Origin of the sequence: Pseudomonas sp. NPDC089406 (assembly GCF_044900265.1) — a bacterium.
Classification (GTDB): domain Bacteria; phylum Pseudomonadota; class Gammaproteobacteria; order Pseudomonadales; family Pseudomonadaceae; genus Aquipseudomonas; species Aquipseudomonas fakonensis.
Genome location: NZ_JBJDNC010000002.1, coordinates 98989 through 114222, shown reverse-complemented (window position 1 = coordinate 114222; position 15234 = coordinate 98989). Strand labels below are relative to the sequence as shown.

The 15234-nt window shown below is 64.8% G+C and carries 14 protein-coding genes; 7 read left to right on the top strand and 7 right to left on the bottom strand.

The genetic code is table 11. The features are described from left to right. Positions 1-84 precede the first annotated feature (84 nt). Positions 85-384, bottom strand: a complete 300-nt coding sequence (locus ACI2KK_RS01865) for a YciI family protein (RefSeq protein WP_015271283.1) — start codon at positions 382-384, stop codon at positions 85-87. A 1-nt stretch (position 385) separates the two neighbouring features. Next, complete coding sequence (locus ACI2KK_RS01860; RefSeq protein ID WP_404667656.1) at positions 386-982, bottom strand: septation protein A; 597 nt, start codon at positions 980-982, stop codon at positions 386-388. A gap of 67 nt (positions 983-1049) precedes the next feature. Here ACI2KK_RS01860 and ACI2KK_RS01855 point away from each other — a divergent pair, with 67 nt between their 5' ends. The 6 genes from ACI2KK_RS01855 (at position 1050) to ACI2KK_RS01830 (ending at position 7610) form a co-directional block, all read left to right on the top strand. Beyond that, on the top strand, positions 1050-1910 hold the full coding sequence (locus tag ACI2KK_RS01855; RefSeq protein WP_404667655.1) for a PHP domain-containing protein: 861 nt from the start codon (positions 1050-1052) through the stop codon (positions 1908-1910). A 13-nt stretch (positions 1911-1923) separates the two neighbouring features. Then, positions 1924-2553: an L-threonylcarbamoyladenylate synthase gene (locus ACI2KK_RS01850; protein ID WP_217839732.1), complete on the top strand. Its 630-nt coding sequence runs from the start codon at positions 1924-1926 to the stop codon at positions 2551-2553. Positions 2554-2678: 125 nt separating this feature from the next. Beyond that, the gene (locus ACI2KK_RS01845) at positions 2679-3377 is read left to right on the top strand and encodes a segregation and condensation protein A (protein WP_404667764.1); all 699 of its coding nucleotides are present in this window, start codon (positions 2679-2681) and stop codon (positions 3375-3377) included. A gap of 11 nt (positions 3378-3388) precedes the next feature. After that, the gene (gene scpB / locus ACI2KK_RS01840; RefSeq protein WP_404667654.1) at positions 3389-4171 is read left to right on the top strand and encodes an SMC-Scp complex subunit ScpB; all 783 of its coding nucleotides are present in this window, start codon (positions 3389-3391) and stop codon (positions 4169-4171) included. 230 nt (positions 4172-4401) lie between these two features. Further along, a complete protein-coding gene (rluB, locus tag ACI2KK_RS01835) occupies positions 4402-5472 on the top strand; it encodes a 23S rRNA pseudouridine(2605) synthase RluB (protein ID WP_404667653.1) in 1071 nt (356 codons plus the stop codon). 728 nt (positions 5473-6200) lie between these two features. After that, the gene (locus ACI2KK_RS01830; protein ID WP_404667652.1) at positions 6201-7610 is read left to right on the top strand and encodes an amino acid permease; all 1410 of its coding nucleotides are present in this window, start codon (positions 6201-6203) and stop codon (positions 7608-7610) included. A gap of 163 nt (positions 7611-7773) precedes the next feature. Here ACI2KK_RS01830 and ACI2KK_RS01825 read toward each other — a convergent pair whose 3' ends face one another. Next, positions 7774-8655: a LysR substrate-binding domain-containing protein gene (locus tag ACI2KK_RS01825; RefSeq protein WP_404667651.1), complete on the bottom strand. Its 882-nt coding sequence runs from the start codon at positions 8653-8655 to the stop codon at positions 7774-7776. 269 nt (positions 8656-8924) lie between these two features. Here ACI2KK_RS01825 and ACI2KK_RS01820 point away from each other — a divergent pair, with 269 nt between their 5' ends. Then, positions 8925-11945, top strand: a complete 3021-nt coding sequence (locus tag ACI2KK_RS01820; protein ID WP_404667650.1) for an FAD-binding and (Fe-S)-binding domain-containing protein — start codon at positions 8925-8927, stop codon at positions 11943-11945. Positions 11946-12059: 114 nt separating this feature from the next. Here the strand turns inward: ACI2KK_RS01820 and ACI2KK_RS01815 are convergent, their stop codons facing one another. From ACI2KK_RS01815 to phhA, 4 genes are all read right to left on the bottom strand, one after another. Further along, positions 12060-13250 (bottom strand): MFS transporter, encoded by a 1191-nt coding sequence (locus ACI2KK_RS01815; protein WP_404667649.1) that lies wholly within the window; start codon positions 13248-13250, stop codon positions 12060-12062. Between the two features lie 99 nt (positions 13251-13349). Further along, positions 13350-13478, bottom strand: a complete 129-nt coding sequence (locus tag ACI2KK_RS01810) for a hypothetical protein (RefSeq protein ID WP_263975033.1) — start codon at positions 13476-13478, stop codon at positions 13350-13352. Between the two features lie 404 nt (positions 13479-13882). After that, the gene (locus ACI2KK_RS01805) at positions 13883-14239 is read right to left on the bottom strand and encodes a 4a-hydroxytetrahydrobiopterin dehydratase (RefSeq protein ID WP_404667648.1); all 357 of its coding nucleotides are present in this window, start codon (positions 14237-14239) and stop codon (positions 13883-13885) included. Positions 14240-14279: 40 nt separating this feature from the next. Further along, the gene (phhA, locus tag ACI2KK_RS01800) at positions 14280-15068 is read right to left on the bottom strand and encodes a phenylalanine 4-monooxygenase (protein WP_404667647.1); all 789 of its coding nucleotides are present in this window, start codon (positions 15066-15068) and stop codon (positions 14280-14282) included. Between the last annotated feature and the right edge of the window lie 166 nt (positions 15069-15234).

Genomic DNA, 15234 nt, shown 5'->3' with positions numbered 1-15234 from the left:
GTAAACCCGCTCCCACAGGCAATGATGAACCTGTGGGAGCGGGTTTACCCGCGAAGAAGGCGACTCGGTATTACGGCTTGCAGCTTAAGGCAGCACTTGCTTGAACGGCTTGACCACGACCTTGTCGTACACGCCGGCGGCGATGTACGGGTCGGCGTCGGCCCAGGCTTGCGCTGCGGCCAGCGAGTCGAACTCGGCCACGATCAGGCTGCCGCTGAAGCCGGCTTCACCCGGGTCGTTGCTGTCGATGGCCGGGTGCGGGCCTGCCAGTACCACGCGGCCTTCGGCCTTGAGCTGTTGCAGGCGCTCGATGTGGGCAGGGCGCGCGGCCAGGCGCTTTTCCAGGGAATTGGCGACGTCGCTGGCGATGATGGCGTAGAGCATGTCAGTCCTTGGTCTTGGAGGTGGATGGGTCGGCGTCGTGCAGGTGACGCGAAAGATAAACGCCCTGGGCCACCAGGAAGATGACAGTCATGCCCAGGCTGCCGAACACCTTGAAGTCGACCCAGAAGTCCTGGAAGGTGAAGGCGACGAACAGGTTGGCCGCGCCGCATACCAGGAAGAACGCGATCCAGGCGACATTCAGGCGGCTCCACACGGCTTCCGGCAGCGTCAGGGCGTGGCCCATGATGCGCTTGATCAGCACCCGGTCGCCGATGAAGTGGCTGCCGGCGAAGGCCAGGGCGAACAGCCAGTTGACCACCGGCGCCTTCCACTTGAGGAAGGTCTCGCTGTGGAAGGCCAGGGTCAGTCCGCCGAACACAAGGCACGCGACCAGGGTCAGCAACTGGCCCTTTTCCAGCTTGCGATGGCGCAGGAACAGCGCGCCGTAGACCACTATAGAACTTGCGATCAGCATCGCCGTGGCGCTGTAGATGCCGCCGAATTCGAACACGTGGCCGGCGAAATCGACCGGGCGCGGGTCCAGCTTGTAGACGATGAAGAACAGCAGCAGCGGGATGAAATCGATGAATTGTTTCACAATGGCAGCCAGAAGCGGGATGTGACGGCATAATAACAAACATCGATTCCTGCGAAAGCGCCGCACCATGAATGTTGATCTGCACTGTCACAGCACGGCCTCCGATGGCGCCCTGTCGCCCACGGCACTGGTCGCCCGGGCCCACGAGCACGGGGTGCGCACGCTCTCGCTCACCGACCACGACACCCTCGAGGGCCTGCCCGAGGCGCGCCAGGCCTGCGCCGAGCGGGGCATGGCCTGGGTCAGCGGGGTGGAGCTGTCGTGCACCTGGGGTGGCGCCACCATCCATGTGCTGGGCTACGACTTCCCCCTCGACGCACCGCCCTTGCTCGAGGCCATCGCCAACCTGCACCGTGGCCGCTGGCTGCGCGCCGAGGAAATCGACCGCAAGCTGGCGGCCAAGGGCATGCCCGGTGCGCTGGACGGCGCCCGGGCGGTGCAGCAGGCGCTGGGCGACAGCGGCAATGCCCCGGCACGCCCGCATTTCGCCGAGTATCTGGTGCGTGCCGGCTTCGTCAAGGACCGTGGCGAGGCGTTTCGCAAGTGGCTGGGCGCCGGCAAGCTGGGCGACGTCAAGCTGCACTGGCCGACGCTGGACGAAACTGTCGCCACGCTGCGTGAGTCCAACGCTTGGGTGAGCCTGGCTCATCCCATGCACTACGAGCTTACCCGCAGCAAGCGCAGACGGCTGATTGCCGACTATATTCAGGCTGGAGGGCAGGCACTGGAAGTGGTCAACGGGATGATGCCGCCCGAACAGGTGGGGACGATGTCCATCCTCACCCGTGAGTTCGGCCTGCTGGCAAGCGCTGGCAGCGATTTCCACGGCCCCGGCACCTGGGGCGAGATCGGTGCCTACCGGCCATTGCCTGAGGACCTGCCACCCCTGTGGCGCCGATTCCGACATGAACAGCCTATGGCGGTATGAACAGGACGACTTCGTGAGCCAATTTTTCCAGATTCATCCGGAGAACCCGCAGGCGCGCCTGATCAAACAGGCCGTGGAAATCATCCGCAAGGGTGGCGTGGTGGTGTACCCGACCGACTCGGCCTATGCCCTGGGTTGCCAGATCGGCAACAAGGCGGCCATCGAGCGGGTGCGCAAGCTGCGTGGCCTGGACAAGACCCACAACTTCACCCTGATGTGCTGCGACATGTCGCAGCTGGGGCTGTACGCCAAGGTCGATACCGGCACCTTCCGCCTGCTCAAGGCCCATGTGCCCGGCCCTTACACCTTCATTCTCAACGGCACCCGCGAGGTACCGCGCCTGCTGCTGCACGAAAAGCGCCGCACCATCGGCCTGCGGGTGCCGGACCACGCCATCACCCTGGCGCTGCTCGAAGAGCTGGGCGAGCCGCTGATGAGCGTCAGTTTGATCCTGCCAGGTGATGACGAGCCGATGGTCGACCCCTACGAGATCCGCGAGCGCCTGGAGCACCATGTCGACCTGGTGATCGATGGCGGTTTCGGCGACCTCAAGGCGTCCACCATCATCGACCTGTCCGGCGACGAACCTGAGCTGATCCGCGAAGGCTGCGGCGACCCCACGCCGTTTCTGGTCAACGCGTGAGCCAGGTGCAAGCGCCCGAGGCGCCGGCGGTTGACGCCGAAGCGCCGTTCCAGCTGCAGCTGGCGCTGGTCTACGGTGAAGCGCTCACCGAAATGCCGGTGGACCTGTATATCCCGCCAGACGCCCTGGAAGTCTTCCTCGAAGCCTTCGAAGGCCCGCTGGACCTGTTGCTGTACCTGATCCGCAAGCAGAACGTCGACATTCTCGACATCCCGGTAGCCGAGATCACCCGCCAGTACATGAGCTACGTGGAGCTGATGAAGAACGTGCGCCTGGAACTGGCCGCCGAATACCTGGTGATGGCCGCCATGCTCGCCGAGATCAAGTCGCGCATGTTGCTGCCGCGCTCGGCCGAGGTGGAGGAAGAGGAGGGCGACCCGCGCGCCGAACTGATCCGCCGCCTGCAGGAGTACGAGCGCTTCAAGGCCGCCGCCGAGGGCATCGACGAGCTGCCGCGGGTCGGCCGCGACGTGCTGGTGCCACGCCTGGACGCCCCCCAGGCCAAGGCGCGCAAGCTGTTGCCCGACGTGGCCCTGGAGGAGATCCTGCTGTCCATGGCCGAGGTGATGCGGCGTAATGACCTGTTCGAAAGCCACCAGATCACCCGCGAGGTGCTGTCGACCCGCGAGCGCATGAGCGAAGTACTCGAGCGCCTCAAAGGCGGCGCCTTTGTGCCGTTCGTCGAGTTGTTCACCCTAGAGGAGGGCAAGCTCGGCGTGGTGGTCACCTTCATGGCGATTCTGGAGCTGGTGAAGGAATCGCTGATCGAACTGGTGCAGAATGAACCCTTCGCCCCGATTCACGTCCGTGCCCGGGCAGAGTGACCTGACGACCGATGAACCTGAACGAACCCCGCGAACTTGCCTCCTTGATCGAGGCTTTTCTGCTTGCCTCGGGCAAGCCGCAATCCCTTGACCGCCTGTACGAGTTGTTCGACGAGGCCGAGCGCCCGGCGCCGGCGGTGTTCAAAAAAGCCCTCGAGGTGTTGGCCAAGTCGTGCAATGGCCGCGCCTTCGAGCTCAAGGAGGTGGCCAGCGGCTACCGCCTGCAGATTCGCGAGGCTTATGCGCCCTGGGTTGGCCGCCTGTGGGAGGAGCGCCCGCAGCGTTATTCCCGTGCGCTGCTGGAAACCATGGCGCTGATTGCCTACCGCCAGCCCATTACCCGCGGTGAAATCGAAGACGTGCGCGGCGTGGCGGTGAACAGCAACATCATCAAGACCCTGATGGAGCGCGAGTGGATCCGTATCGTCGGCTACCGCGAGGTGCCCGGCCGCCCGGCCATGTTCGCCACCACCCGGGCGTTTCTCGACCACTTCAACCTCAAGAGCCTCGATGAATTGCCGGCATTGGCCGAGCTGCGCGAGCTGGAGCCGGTTGCCGAGCCTGAGCCTGAGTTCGATCCGGATGAAGCCCCGGTGCCGGCGCACCTGCAGGCCTTGGCCGATGCCAGTCTGGGTGATGAAGAAGAGGTGGGTGAGCCGAAGGAGGAAACCAGCTTCCGCTCGTTGCTGGTGGAACTGGATGCCATGGAAGAAGGGCTGAAGACCGATTTCGATGATTTGCGCGAGGAGCAGCCCGAGGCTTCGGTGGAAGAAGAGGGCAAGTTGCAATCCTGATTGGCTCGTAACGCCTGTGCCGGCCCTTTCGCGGGTAAACCCGCTCCTACAGGCGATGCGTTCTCTGTGGGAGCGGGCTTGCCCGCGAAGAGGCCAGTCCAGGCGCACACCGGTCATTGGGCAGAAAACAATCCCGTACCCCGAAAAACCCTCTACCCTCCAGATGCGTTAATTCCCCGAACCGCGTATGATGCGCGCCCGCTTTCACTACTACACCGGGAGGTGCCCAGATGAGTGACAAAGACCTGCAAGACCAACAACCCACCCCGCCATCCGGCGAAAAACTGCAGAAAGTGCTGGCGCGCATTGGCGTCGGCTCGCGCCGTGACGTCGAGGCCTGGATCAGCCAGGGCCGTATCAAGGTCAATGGCGTGGCCGCCACCTTGGGCCTGCGCGTCGACCTGCACGACGCCATCACCGTCGATGGCAAGCTGATCAAGCGCGTCGAGGCCGCCGAGGCGACCCGCCGGGTGATCATGTACAACAAGCCCGACGGCGAAATCTGCACCCGTGACGACCCGGAAGGCCGCCCGACCGTGTTCGACCGCCTGCCACGGCCCAAAGAAGGCCGCTGGATCAACATCGGCCGCCTCGACATCAACACCACCGGGCTGCTGCTGTTCACCACCGACGGTGAGCTGGCCAACCGCCTGATGCACCCGTCCTACGAGATGGACCGCGAATACGCGGTACGTGTGCGTGGCGAGGTCGACGACGACATGCTCGACCGCCTCAAGGCCGGTGTGATGCTCGAAGACGGCCCGGCCAAGTTCACCGACATTCAGAAGGCCCCGGGCGGTGAAGGCTTCAACCACTGGTACCACTGCGTGGTGATGGAAGGCCGCAACCGTGAGGTGCGTCGCCTGTGGGAATCCCAGGGCGTGGTGGTCAGCCGCCTGAAGCGCGTGCGCTTTGGCCCGGTGTTCCTCAACTCCGACCTGCCGATGGGCCGCTGGCGCGAAATGAGCCAGGGCGAGATCGACATCCTCGCCGCCGAAGTGGGCCTGCAGCCCGTGGCGCTGCCAGCCCTGAACCTCAAGGCCAAGGATAAGCTCGAGCGCCTGCAGCGCAAATCGACCCGCCCGCTGGGCCGTGGCGAGCGCGTGCGCACCCTGCGCCCGGCCCAGGGCGATGCAGCCCCGGCAGAGCGCCCGGCGCGTGCCCCGCGTGAGGAAGCCCCGCGCGGCAAGCCGAACCGCGGCAGCGCTGTGGCCGAACGCCCGAGCGAGATGCGCAAGCGCCCGGCGCGCCCGGACGGCGACAAGCCAGCCGGCCGTGGCCGCGGCAAGCCGCGTGGCTGATCCCGCCTGAGTGCAAGAGCCAGCCTTCGGGCTGGCTTTTTTGTACCTGCAGTTTTTGTGTCGCGGGCAATCGCCGGCAAGCCGGCTCCTACAGGGTTATGCGATTCCCTGTAGGAGCCGGCTTGCCGGCGATTGGGTCGTAAAGCGACCCCAACATACTGATCTCAATAACATTTCCGGCAAGGTTGGAAAGTTTTCAAACCGCCTCGTAAAGAAATCTATACGCCTGAGGTACGGTTTCCTTGCAAAACCCGATTTTTCCTACGGCTGTAAAGCAAACTTGCCAAGCGCTCCTTCGCCAATCCCCCCTCGCCCCGTCCCGCCCCCTTGCCCGGCCCCCGGCAAACCGTTGATATAGCCGCATTGCCGTGTGCAACGCCTGGCCACAGAGCCCGGCGAACAGAACAACAAATGGAGGCGCCATGTACGCCGATCACTGCGCCTTTTCAGGCCACATCCCCAGGACCGCTGCGTTTTTTCCACAGGAAGCGACGCAACGCGTTGACGCCTGCGCGTTTGCAGGGGTATACAATGCGCCGCGTTTTACCTGTGACCCCCTTGCGTACCGCGCACTCTTGCTGACACCCGGTTGATCTGCCCTGGGCCCTGCGCCCGTCGCTTGACTACCCGTCCAAGAAACCAAGGTAACCACCTTGCCCATTCCGCTGCGCCACGAGCGCGGTGGGTCCGATTCCGTCACAGATAAAAACAAGCAGGTGACTTCGTTCATGAGTGGACACAACCCTCAGTCCGGCGAACTCAAGCGTGGCTTGAAGAACCGCCATATCCAGCTGATCGCCCTGGGCGGCGCCATCGGCACCGGATTGTTCCTTGGCTCGGCCGGCGTGATGAAATCCGCAGGCCCGTCGATGATCCTCGGCTACGCCATCTGCGGCTTCATCGCCTTCATGATCATGCGCCAGCTCGGCGAGATGATCGTCGAGGAGCCGGTGGCCGGCTCCTTCAGCCACTTCGCCCACACTTACTGGGGCGGCTTTGCCGGCTTCTTGTCGGGCTGGAACTGCTGGGTGCTGTACATCCTGGTGGGCATGTCCGAGCTGTCGGCGGTGGGCAAGTACGTGCACTACTGGTGGCCGGAGATCCCGACCTGGGTCACGGCAGCGGGCTTCTTCGTGCTGATCAACGCCATCAACCTGATGAACGTGAAGTTCTTCGGTGAGGCCGAGTTCTGGTTCGCCATCATCAAGGTGGCGGCGATCGTCGGCATGATCGCCCTGGGTGCCTGGCTGCTGACCAGTGGCAGCGGCGGCCCGGAAGCCTCGGTGACCAACCTCTGGGCCCATGGCGGCTTCTTCCCCCACGGTGTCAGCGGGCTGGTGATGGCCCTGGCGTTCATCATGTTCTCCTTCGGCGGCCTGGAAATGCTCGGTTTCACCGCAGCCGAGGCCGACAAGCCGAAGACCGTGATCCCCAAGGCGATCAACCAGGTCATCTACCGCATCCTGATCTTCTATGTCGGCGCCCTGGTGGTGCTGCTGTCGCTGACCCCGTGGGACAGCCTGGTGGCCAGCATCGACGCCTCTGGCGGCAGCTACGGCTCCAGCCCGTTCGTCCAGGTGTTCTCGATGCTGGGCAGCGACACCGCGGCCAACCTGCTGAACTTCGTGGTGCTGACTGCAGCGCTGTCGGTGTACAACAGCGGCACCTATTGCAACGCCCGCATGCTGCTGGGCATGGCCGAGCAGGGTGACGCCCCGGCGGCCCTGGCCAAGGTCGACAAGCGCGGCGTGCCGGTACGCTCGATTTTGGTATCGGCGGCCGTGACCTTGATCGCCGTGCTGCTCAACTACCTGATGCCGCAGAATGCGCTGGAGCTGCTGATGTCGCTGGTGGTCGCCACCCTGGTGATCAACTGGGCGATGATCAGCTACTCGCACCTGAAATTCCGCCAGCACCTGGACCGTACCGGCCAGAAGCCGCTGTTCAAGGCGCTGTGGTACCCCTACGGCAACTACATTGTGCTGGCCTTCGTGGTGCTGATCCTGGGCATCATGCTGATGATCCCGGGCATCCAGGTATCGGTGTACGCGATCCCGGTGTGGCTGGTGGTGATGTATGTGGCCCACCTGCTCAAGGGCAAGCGTGGGGCGCAGGAGGCGGGTAGCGTGGCCAAGTAAGGCTGCGTTCCGCTTGAGAAAAACCCGATGCCGGGTGACTGGCATCGGGTTTTTTGTTGTCTGGGCTGGCCCTATCGCCGGCAAGCCGGCTCCTACAGGTATTTGCGCAGGGCTCGAAAATGGCGCTGTCCATGTAGGGGCCGGCTTGCCGGCGATAGGGCCCTCAAATTTGCTCGAGCAACCAGCTGCGAAACGCCCGCAACGACGGCAGCGCCTCGTTGCGCGGCGGGTAGATCAGGTAGTAGCTGCGCTGGCTGGCAAACGGCGCGCCGGCACTGACCAGCTCGCCGCTGGCCAGCTCTTCCTCGACCAGAATGCGTGGCACCAGGCCGATGCCGATACCGGCGCGTACCGCCTGGATCAGGTGCGAGGTCAGCTCGAAACTGGGCCCCAGGCGCATGGCGCGGTGGGGCAGGGCGTGGTGCGAGAACCACTCGCCCCAGGCGTGGGGATTGTTGGCCACGTTCAGCAGCAGCTGCCCGCTGATGCGCGCCGGGTCCCAGGGGCCTTCGGCCGCAGCCTGGGGCGGCAGGATCACCACCAGTTCTTCGGCGTGCAGGCGATGGCAGACCAGCCCCGGCAGGTCGTGGCTGGCCACACCGATGGCGGCGTCGATCTCGCTGGTGTCGAAGTTGATTGCCTCGATGCGCGAATGAATGTGCACCAGCATGCCGGGGTGGGCGCTGTAGAAGGCATGCAGGCGCGGCAGCAGCCACTTCGAGCCGAAGGTCGGCAGGGTGGCCAGGCGCAGGTTGCCGACCCCGGACTGGTACGCCAGCGCCTGCAGGGTGGCGCTGCGGATGCGCCCCAGGGCTTCGCTGAGTTCGCGCTGGTACAGCCGGCCAACGTCGGTCAGTTGCACCTGGCGGCCCTCGCGGCGGAACAGCGTGAGCCCCAGTTGCTGTTCCAGCGCCTGCACCTGCCGGCTCACCGCGCTTTGCGTCAGCGACAGCTCGACGGCGGCGCGGGTGTAGCTTTCATGCCGGGCGGCAGCCTCGAACGCCAGCAGCAGCGACATCGAGGGCGTGAGGTGGCGGTAATTCATTCATAAAACTCATTGATAGCGGCAGGAATATCCGTTTGCCCCTGGCGTGAAACTACAGGAACATTGGCGCATTCGTCATCCGCTATGAGAAACCCATACCGGAATTGCAGGATACACCTCCTAACCTGTAGGAGCGGGCTTGCCCGCGATGGCGTCAGCCCAGGCAACATCGATTGTGCTGCTGACGCCATCGCAGGCAAGCCTGCTCCTACAGGAGGGGCAACGCCTGAAACCGTGAACCAGCCCAAATACCAAGAGGCCATCCCCAGATGATCGCCCAGCTGCCGACCCGTGCGCCTGACGCCAACTACCCCGATTTCCTCGAAGCCCTGAAACACAGCGGCTTTGCTGGCCAGATCAGCGCCGACTACGGCACCCGCACGGTGCTGGCCACCGACAACTCGATCTACCAGCGCCTGCCCCAGGCGGCGGTGTTCCCGCTGGACGCAGGCGACGTGGCGCGCATCGCCACGCTGATGGCCGAGCCGCGGTTTCGCGACATCAAGCTGACCCCGCGCGGCGGCGGCACCGGCACCAACGGCCAGTCGCTGACCGACGGTATCGTCGTCGACCTGTCGCGGCACATGAACAAGATCCTCGAGATCAACGTCGAGGAGCGCTGGGTGCGGGTGCAGGCCGGCACCGTCAAGGACCAGCTCAACGCCGCGCTCAAGCCCCACGGGCTGTTCTTCGCCCCGGAGCTGTCCACCTCCAATCGCGCCACCGTCGGCGGCATGATCAATACCGACGCCAGCGGCCAGGGCAGCTGCACCTACGGCAAGACCCGCGACCACGTGCTGGAGCTGCACAGCGTGCTGCTGGGCGGCGAGCGCCTGCACAGCCTGCCGATCGACGACGCCGCCCTGGAGCAGGCCTGCGCTGCACCCGGCCGGGTGGGTGAGGTGTACCGCATGGCGCGGGATATCCAGCAGACCCAGGCCGAGCTGATCGAAAGCACCTTCCCCAAGCTCAACCGCTGCCTGACCGGCTACGACCTGGCGCACCTGCGTGACGAGCAGGGCCGCTTCAACCTCAACAGCGTGCTGTGCGGCGCCGAAGGCTCGCTGGGCTATGTGGTCGAGGCCAAGCTCAATGTGCTGCCGATCCCCAAATACGCCGTGCTGGTCAACGTGCGTTACTCAAGCTTCATGGACGCGCTGCGCGATGCCAACGCGCTGATGGCGCACAAGCCGCTGTCGATCGAGACCGTCGACTCCAAGGTGCTGATGCTGGCGATGAAAGACATCGTCTGGCACAGCGTCGCCGAATACTTCCCCGCCGATGCCGAGCGCCCGACCCTGGGTATCAACCTGGTGGAGTTCTGCGGTGACGAGCCGGCCGAGGTCAATGCACGGGTGCAGGCGTTCGTCGAGCACCTGCAGCGCGATACCAGCGTCGAGCGCCTGGGCCATACCCTGGCCGAGGGCGCCGAGGCGGTGACCCGCGTCTATGTGATGCGCAAGCGTTCGGTGGGGCTGCTGGGCAACGTCGAGGGCGAAGTGCGCCCGCAGCCGTTTGTCGAAGACACCGCAGTGCCGCCGGAAAAGCTCGCCGACTACATTGCCGACTTCCGCGCGCTGCTGGACGGCTACGGCCTGGCCTACGGCATGTTCGGCCACGTCGATGCCGGCGTGCTGCACGTGCGCCCGGCGCTGGACATGAAAGACCCGGCCCAGGCAGCACTGGTCAAGCCGATCTCCGATGCGGTGGCAGCGCTGACCAAGAGCTACGGCGGCCTGTTGTGGGGCGAGCATGGCAAGGGCTTGCGCTCGGAATACGTGCCGGAGTATTTCGGCGCGTTGTACCCGGCGCTGCAGCGCCTGAAGGGCGCGTTCGACCCGCACAACCAGCTCAACCCGGGCAAGATCTGCACCCCGCCAGACAGCGCCGAAGGCCTTACCCCGGTGGATGGCGTGACCCTGCGCGGCGACCTCGACCGCACCATCGATGAGCGGGTCTGGCAAGACTTCCCCAGCGCTGTGCACTGCAACGGCAACGGCGCCTGCTACAACTACGACCCCAACGACGCCATGTGCCCGTCGTGGAAGGCCACCCGCGAGCGCCAGCATTCGCCCAAGGGCCGTGCTTCGCTGATGCGCGAATGGCTGCGCCTGCAGGGCGAGGCCAACATCGACGTATTGGCGGCAGCGCGCAACAAGGTGTCGTGGCTCAAGGGCCTGCCGGCGCGGCTGCGCAACAACCGGGCGCGCAGCCAGGGCCAGGAAGACTTCTCTCACGAAGTCTACGACGCCATGGCCGGGTGCCTGGCGTGCAAGTCGTGCGCCGGGCAGTGCCCGATCAAGGTCAATGTGCCGGACTTCCGCTCGCGCTTCCTCGAGCTGTACCACGGCCGCTACCAGCGCCCGCTGCGTGACTACCTGATCGGCTCGCTGGAGTTCACCATCCCCTACCTTGCCCATGCGCCGGGGCTGTACAACGCGGTGATGGGCTCGAAGTGGGTCAGTGGTCTGCTGGCCGACAAGGTCGGCATGGTCGACAGCCCGTTGATCAGCCGCTTCAACTTCCAGGCCACTTTGACCCGCTGCCGGGTGCAGGTGGCCAGCGTGCCGGCGCTGCGCGAGCTGACCCCGGCCCAGCGCGAGCGCAGCATCGTGCTGGTGCAGGATGCCTTCACCCGCTACTTCGAGACGCCGCTGCTGGCGGCCTTCATCGAACTGGCCCATCGCCTGGGCCACAAGGTATTCCTGGCGCCCTACAGTGCCAACGGCAAGCCGCTGCACGTGCAGGGCTTCCTCGGCGCCTTCGCCAAGGCGGCGATTCGCAACGCCACCCAGCTCAAGGCCCTGGCCGACTGCGGCGTGCCGCTGGTGGGCCTGGACCCGGCCATGACCCTGGTCTATCGCCAGGAATACCAGAAGGTCGATGGCGTGGAGTGCCCGCAGGTGCTGCTGCCGCAGGAGTGGTTGATGAGCGTGTTGCCCGAGCAGGTTGCGGCCAGCACTGGCAGCAGTTTCCGCCTGATGGCGCACTGCACCGAGAAGACCAACGTGCCGGCCAGCACCAAGCAATGGGAGCAGGTGTTCGCGCGCCTTGGGCTCAAGCTGGTGACCGAGGCCACCGGTTGCTGCGGCATGTCCGGCACCTACGGGCACGAGGCGCGTAACCAGGAGAGTTCGAAGACCATTTTCGAGCAGTCCTGGGCGACCAAGCTGGACAAGGAAGGCGAGGCGCTGGCCACCGGTTATTCGTGCCGCAGCCAGGTCAAGCGCATGACCGAGAAGCAACTGCGCCACCCGCTGGAAGTGGTGTTGCAGTTCGCGTCGCGCTGACCGGTTGTAGTCCTGTACCGGCCTCTTCGCGGGTAAACCCGCTCCCACAGGCTCTGAGTTATCCCTGTGGGAGCGGGTTTACCCGCGAAAAAGCCGGCACTGATCGTGACTGGTTCAGCTGCTTTCGCGCAATCGCCGCGCCTGCCGGTACAGGTACAAGCTCAGCACCAACCCGCAAGCTGCAGCCGAGGCGGCGAACAGGAACATCGAAGCAAAGCCGAACCCCGCCGCCACCGCGCCCACCAGCGGCCCGGTGATCCCCAGCGACAGGTCGATGAACAGCGAATAGGCCCCCACCGCCGCGCCGCGGTTGGCTGCCGACACCTGGTTGACCGCTTCCACCCCCAGCGCCGGGAACACCAGCGAAAAACCGAACCCGCTCAACGCCGCGCCCGCCAGGGCCGTCCCAGCATCGGGGGCCAGCCACAGCATCAGCAGCCCCAGGGTTTCCACCGACAGGCAGACGATGGCCACGCGAAAGCCGCCCAGGCGGTTGATCATGTTGCCGAACAACAGCCGCGCGCAGATGAAGCTGGCGCCGAACAGGCTCAAGGTCAGCGCCGCGTTGGGCCAGTCACGGCTGGCGTAGTACAGGGTGATGAAGGTGGCGATGGTGCCAAAGCCGATCGAGCCCAGGGCCAGCCCCGAGCCGTGCGGGAACACCTTGCCCAGTACCTGCATGAACGGCAGGCGCTTGCCGCTGACCACCGGCGCCGCCTGCTTGGGCCAGGCCAGCAGCAGGCCGAGCACACCCAGCAGGATGATGCTCACGCCCATGCTCCATAGCCCGAGGTTTTTCACCATCACCACCCCCAGCGGGGCACCGATGGCCAGCGCGCCGTAGCTGGCGATGCCGTTCCACGAGATCACCTTGGCGGTGTTGTCGGCGCCCACCCGGCCGATGCCCCAGCCGATGGAGCCCGAGCCCACCAGGCTTTCGGCGCTGCCCAGCACCAGCCGGCCGACCAGCAGGCAGGCCAGGCTCAGCCAGGGCCAGGGGGTGAGGAAGTGGCAGGCGAGCATGAACACGCCGCTCAGGCCGCAGCCGGCCAGGCCCCACATGACGGCTTTCTTGCTGCCGAGGTTGTCGATGATGCGGCTGGCGGTAGGTCGGCTGAGCAGGGTGGCGAGGTACTGCACGCTGATCACCAGGCCCGCGATCACCGCGCTGAAACCCAGCTGGTTGTGCACATAGCCCGGCAGTACGGCGAGGGGGATGCCGATGTTCAGGTAGCCGATGAAGGTAAAGAGGACGATGGAGACGACTTGCAGGGTGACCGCAAGGGGGCGCGGTGAATCGGGCATGGGGGCCTTCGGCGGGTAGTGGTTCTGGACGGTGTGAAAACGCGATGGCGGGGAGGTTCCCGCAGGCCAGCCGTTTTCACACTGTCGATGGGGGCGCGGTTATTCCTGGTCGGCGCTGGATTGATCGTCGCTACCTGGTTCGACGGCAGGCGTCGGTTCGGCGTGGGCAGCAACGGATTGCTCTTCAGGGTTCAGGCTTGGGAAGGGAAGATTCGGGATTTCATGCATCTCGTCGTTCCTCGCAAGTGTGAGTGAAAAGGCAGCGCTTGGCGCATGTGTGGAGCTTCGAAAAGCTGGGGCAGGATACAGCAGTCTGGATGACAGTTTGAGAATTTTCCGATTCGCTTGTCGGTTTTTGCGGGCGGATATCGGACAGGGCAGGGGGCAGGCGGGTGCTTTTCTGTAGGAGATTACCCAGCCCTGCGGGCTGCGCTGTCGCGCAGAGAACTCGGCGCGAACCCGCCGCGACCCCTGTGGGAGCGGGCTTGCCCGCGAACACCGGCGAAGCCGGTGCCAGACACCGCGTCGCCTGCTTCGCGGGCAAGCCCGTTCCCACAGGTCCCTGCTAAATCAATGAGTTATGTGCAGTTCTATGAGAGCCGGCAAGCCGGCTCCTACAGAGGGGGATGGTGTTACTTGCGGCCTTCGGCGCCTTCGGCAACTTTATCGGTGCGTGCGCACATGATGAAGTCGTTGCGGTGCAGGCCCTTGATCGAGTGGCTCCACCAGGTCACGGTAACCTTGCCCCACTCGGTCAAAAGGCCTGGGTGATGGCCTTCGGCTTCGGCGATTTCGCCGATGGCGTTGGTGAAGGCCAGGGCGTGCTTGAAGTTCTTGAACAGGAATACGCGCTCGAGCTCCATGTGGCCGTCGCGCACTTCGATGTTCCAGTCCGGGATTTCGCGGATCAGTACCGCCAGCTCTTCGTCGGTGACTTTCGGCGCGTCGGCGCGGCAGGCTTCGCAGTGGGCTTGGTTCAAGGCATTCATGGCTGTTGTCCGGTTTGAGTTGTTATCGGCAAGGGGCGGCTCAGGCCGCTGCCTTGGGTGGAAACTTCGGTGCGTGCAGGCCCAGCTGCATGGCCTGCTGGACCATGCCCGGGATGTCCTCGTGGGCCAGGTCGAACAGGCGCTTGAGGTTGGGCAGCACGAAGTACACCGGTTGCAGGATGTCGATGCGGTACGGGGTGCGCATGGCCTCGACCGGGTCGAAGGCCTGGTACTCGGGCTCGCCGGATAGACTGTAGACGGTCTCCTTGGGCGAGGAGAGGATGCCGCCGCCGTAGATCTTGCGGCCCTGTGCGGTTTCCATCAGGCCGAACTCGATGGTCATCCAGTACAGGCGCGCCAGGTATACGCGCTGCTCCTTGGTGGCCGCCAGGCCGAGCTTGCCGTAGGTGTGGGTGAATTCGGCGAACCAGGGGTTGGTCAGGAGCGGGCAGTGGCCGAAGATCTCGTGGAAGATGTCGGGCTCTTGCAGGTAGTCGAGTTCTTCCGGGGTGCGGATGAAGGTGGCTACCGGGAAGCGCTTGCTGGCCAGCAGCTCGAAGAAGGTCTGGAAGGGGATCAGCGCCGGTACCCGGGCAACCTGCCAGCCGGTGGTGGCGCCCAGCACCTTGTTCACTTCACCCAGTTGCGGAATGCGCTCGCGGGGCAGCTTCAGCTGCTCGATGCCGTCGAGGTATTCCTGGCAGGCACGGCCTTCGATGACCTTCATCTGCCGGGTGATCAGGGTGTTCCATACCCCGTGCTCTTGCTCGGGGTAGTCGATAAAACCCTGCGCATCGGGCTCGCGTGCCACGTAGTGCGTCTGTTTCATGTGGCTCTCCTGGTGAGGGCTTTCTTGTTATGGGCAAGACATGCAACAGAATTAACCCTGCAGCCGTTGCATTGCACGGGGTGCGAGCGCCATGTCGGGGCTGTGCTTGGCGCTATTTCGTAACGATAAGTTTACAAAATGCGGCCGCAGCCGGAAAATCTACGCC

Excerpts from the sequence above, each read along its gene's own strand:
- ACI2KK_RS01830 (WP_404667652.1), top strand. The coding sequence starts at position 6,201 with ATGAGTGGACACAACCCTCAGTCCGGCGAACTCAAGCGTGGCTTGAAG.
- rluB (WP_404667653.1), top strand. The coding sequence starts at position 4,402 with ATGAGTGACAAAGACCTGCAAGACCAACAACCCACCCCGCCATCCGGC.
- ACI2KK_RS01810 (WP_263975033.1), bottom strand. The coding sequence starts at position 13,478 with ATGCATGAAATCCCGAATCTTCCCTTCCCAAGCCTGAACCCTGAAGAG.
- phhA (WP_404667647.1), bottom strand. The coding sequence starts at position 15,068 with ATGAAACAGACGCACTACGTGGCACGCGAGCCCGATGCGCAGGGTTTT.
- ACI2KK_RS01855 (WP_404667655.1), top strand. The coding sequence starts at position 1,050 with ATGAATGTTGATCTGCACTGTCACAGCACGGCCTCCGATGGCGCCCTG.
- ACI2KK_RS01865 (WP_015271283.1), bottom strand. The coding sequence starts at position 384 with ATGCTCTACGCCATCATCGCCAGCGACGTCGCCAATTCCCTGGAAAAG.
- scpB (WP_404667654.1), top strand. The coding sequence starts at position 3,389 with ATGAACCTGAACGAACCCCGCGAACTTGCCTCCTTGATCGAGGCTTTT.
- ACI2KK_RS01805 (WP_404667648.1), bottom strand. The coding sequence starts at position 14,239 with ATGAATGCCTTGAACCAAGCCCACTGCGAAGCCTGCCGCGCCGACGCG.
- ACI2KK_RS01825 (WP_404667651.1), bottom strand. The coding sequence starts at position 8,655 with ATGAATTACCGCCACCTCACGCCCTCGATGTCGCTGCTGCTGGCGTTC.
- ACI2KK_RS01815 (WP_404667649.1), bottom strand. The coding sequence starts at position 13,250 with ATGCCCGATTCACCGCGCCCCCTTGCGGTCACCCTGCAAGTCGTCTCC.
- ACI2KK_RS01820 (WP_404667650.1), top strand. The coding sequence starts at position 8,925 with ATGATCGCCCAGCTGCCGACCCGTGCGCCTGACGCCAACTACCCCGAT.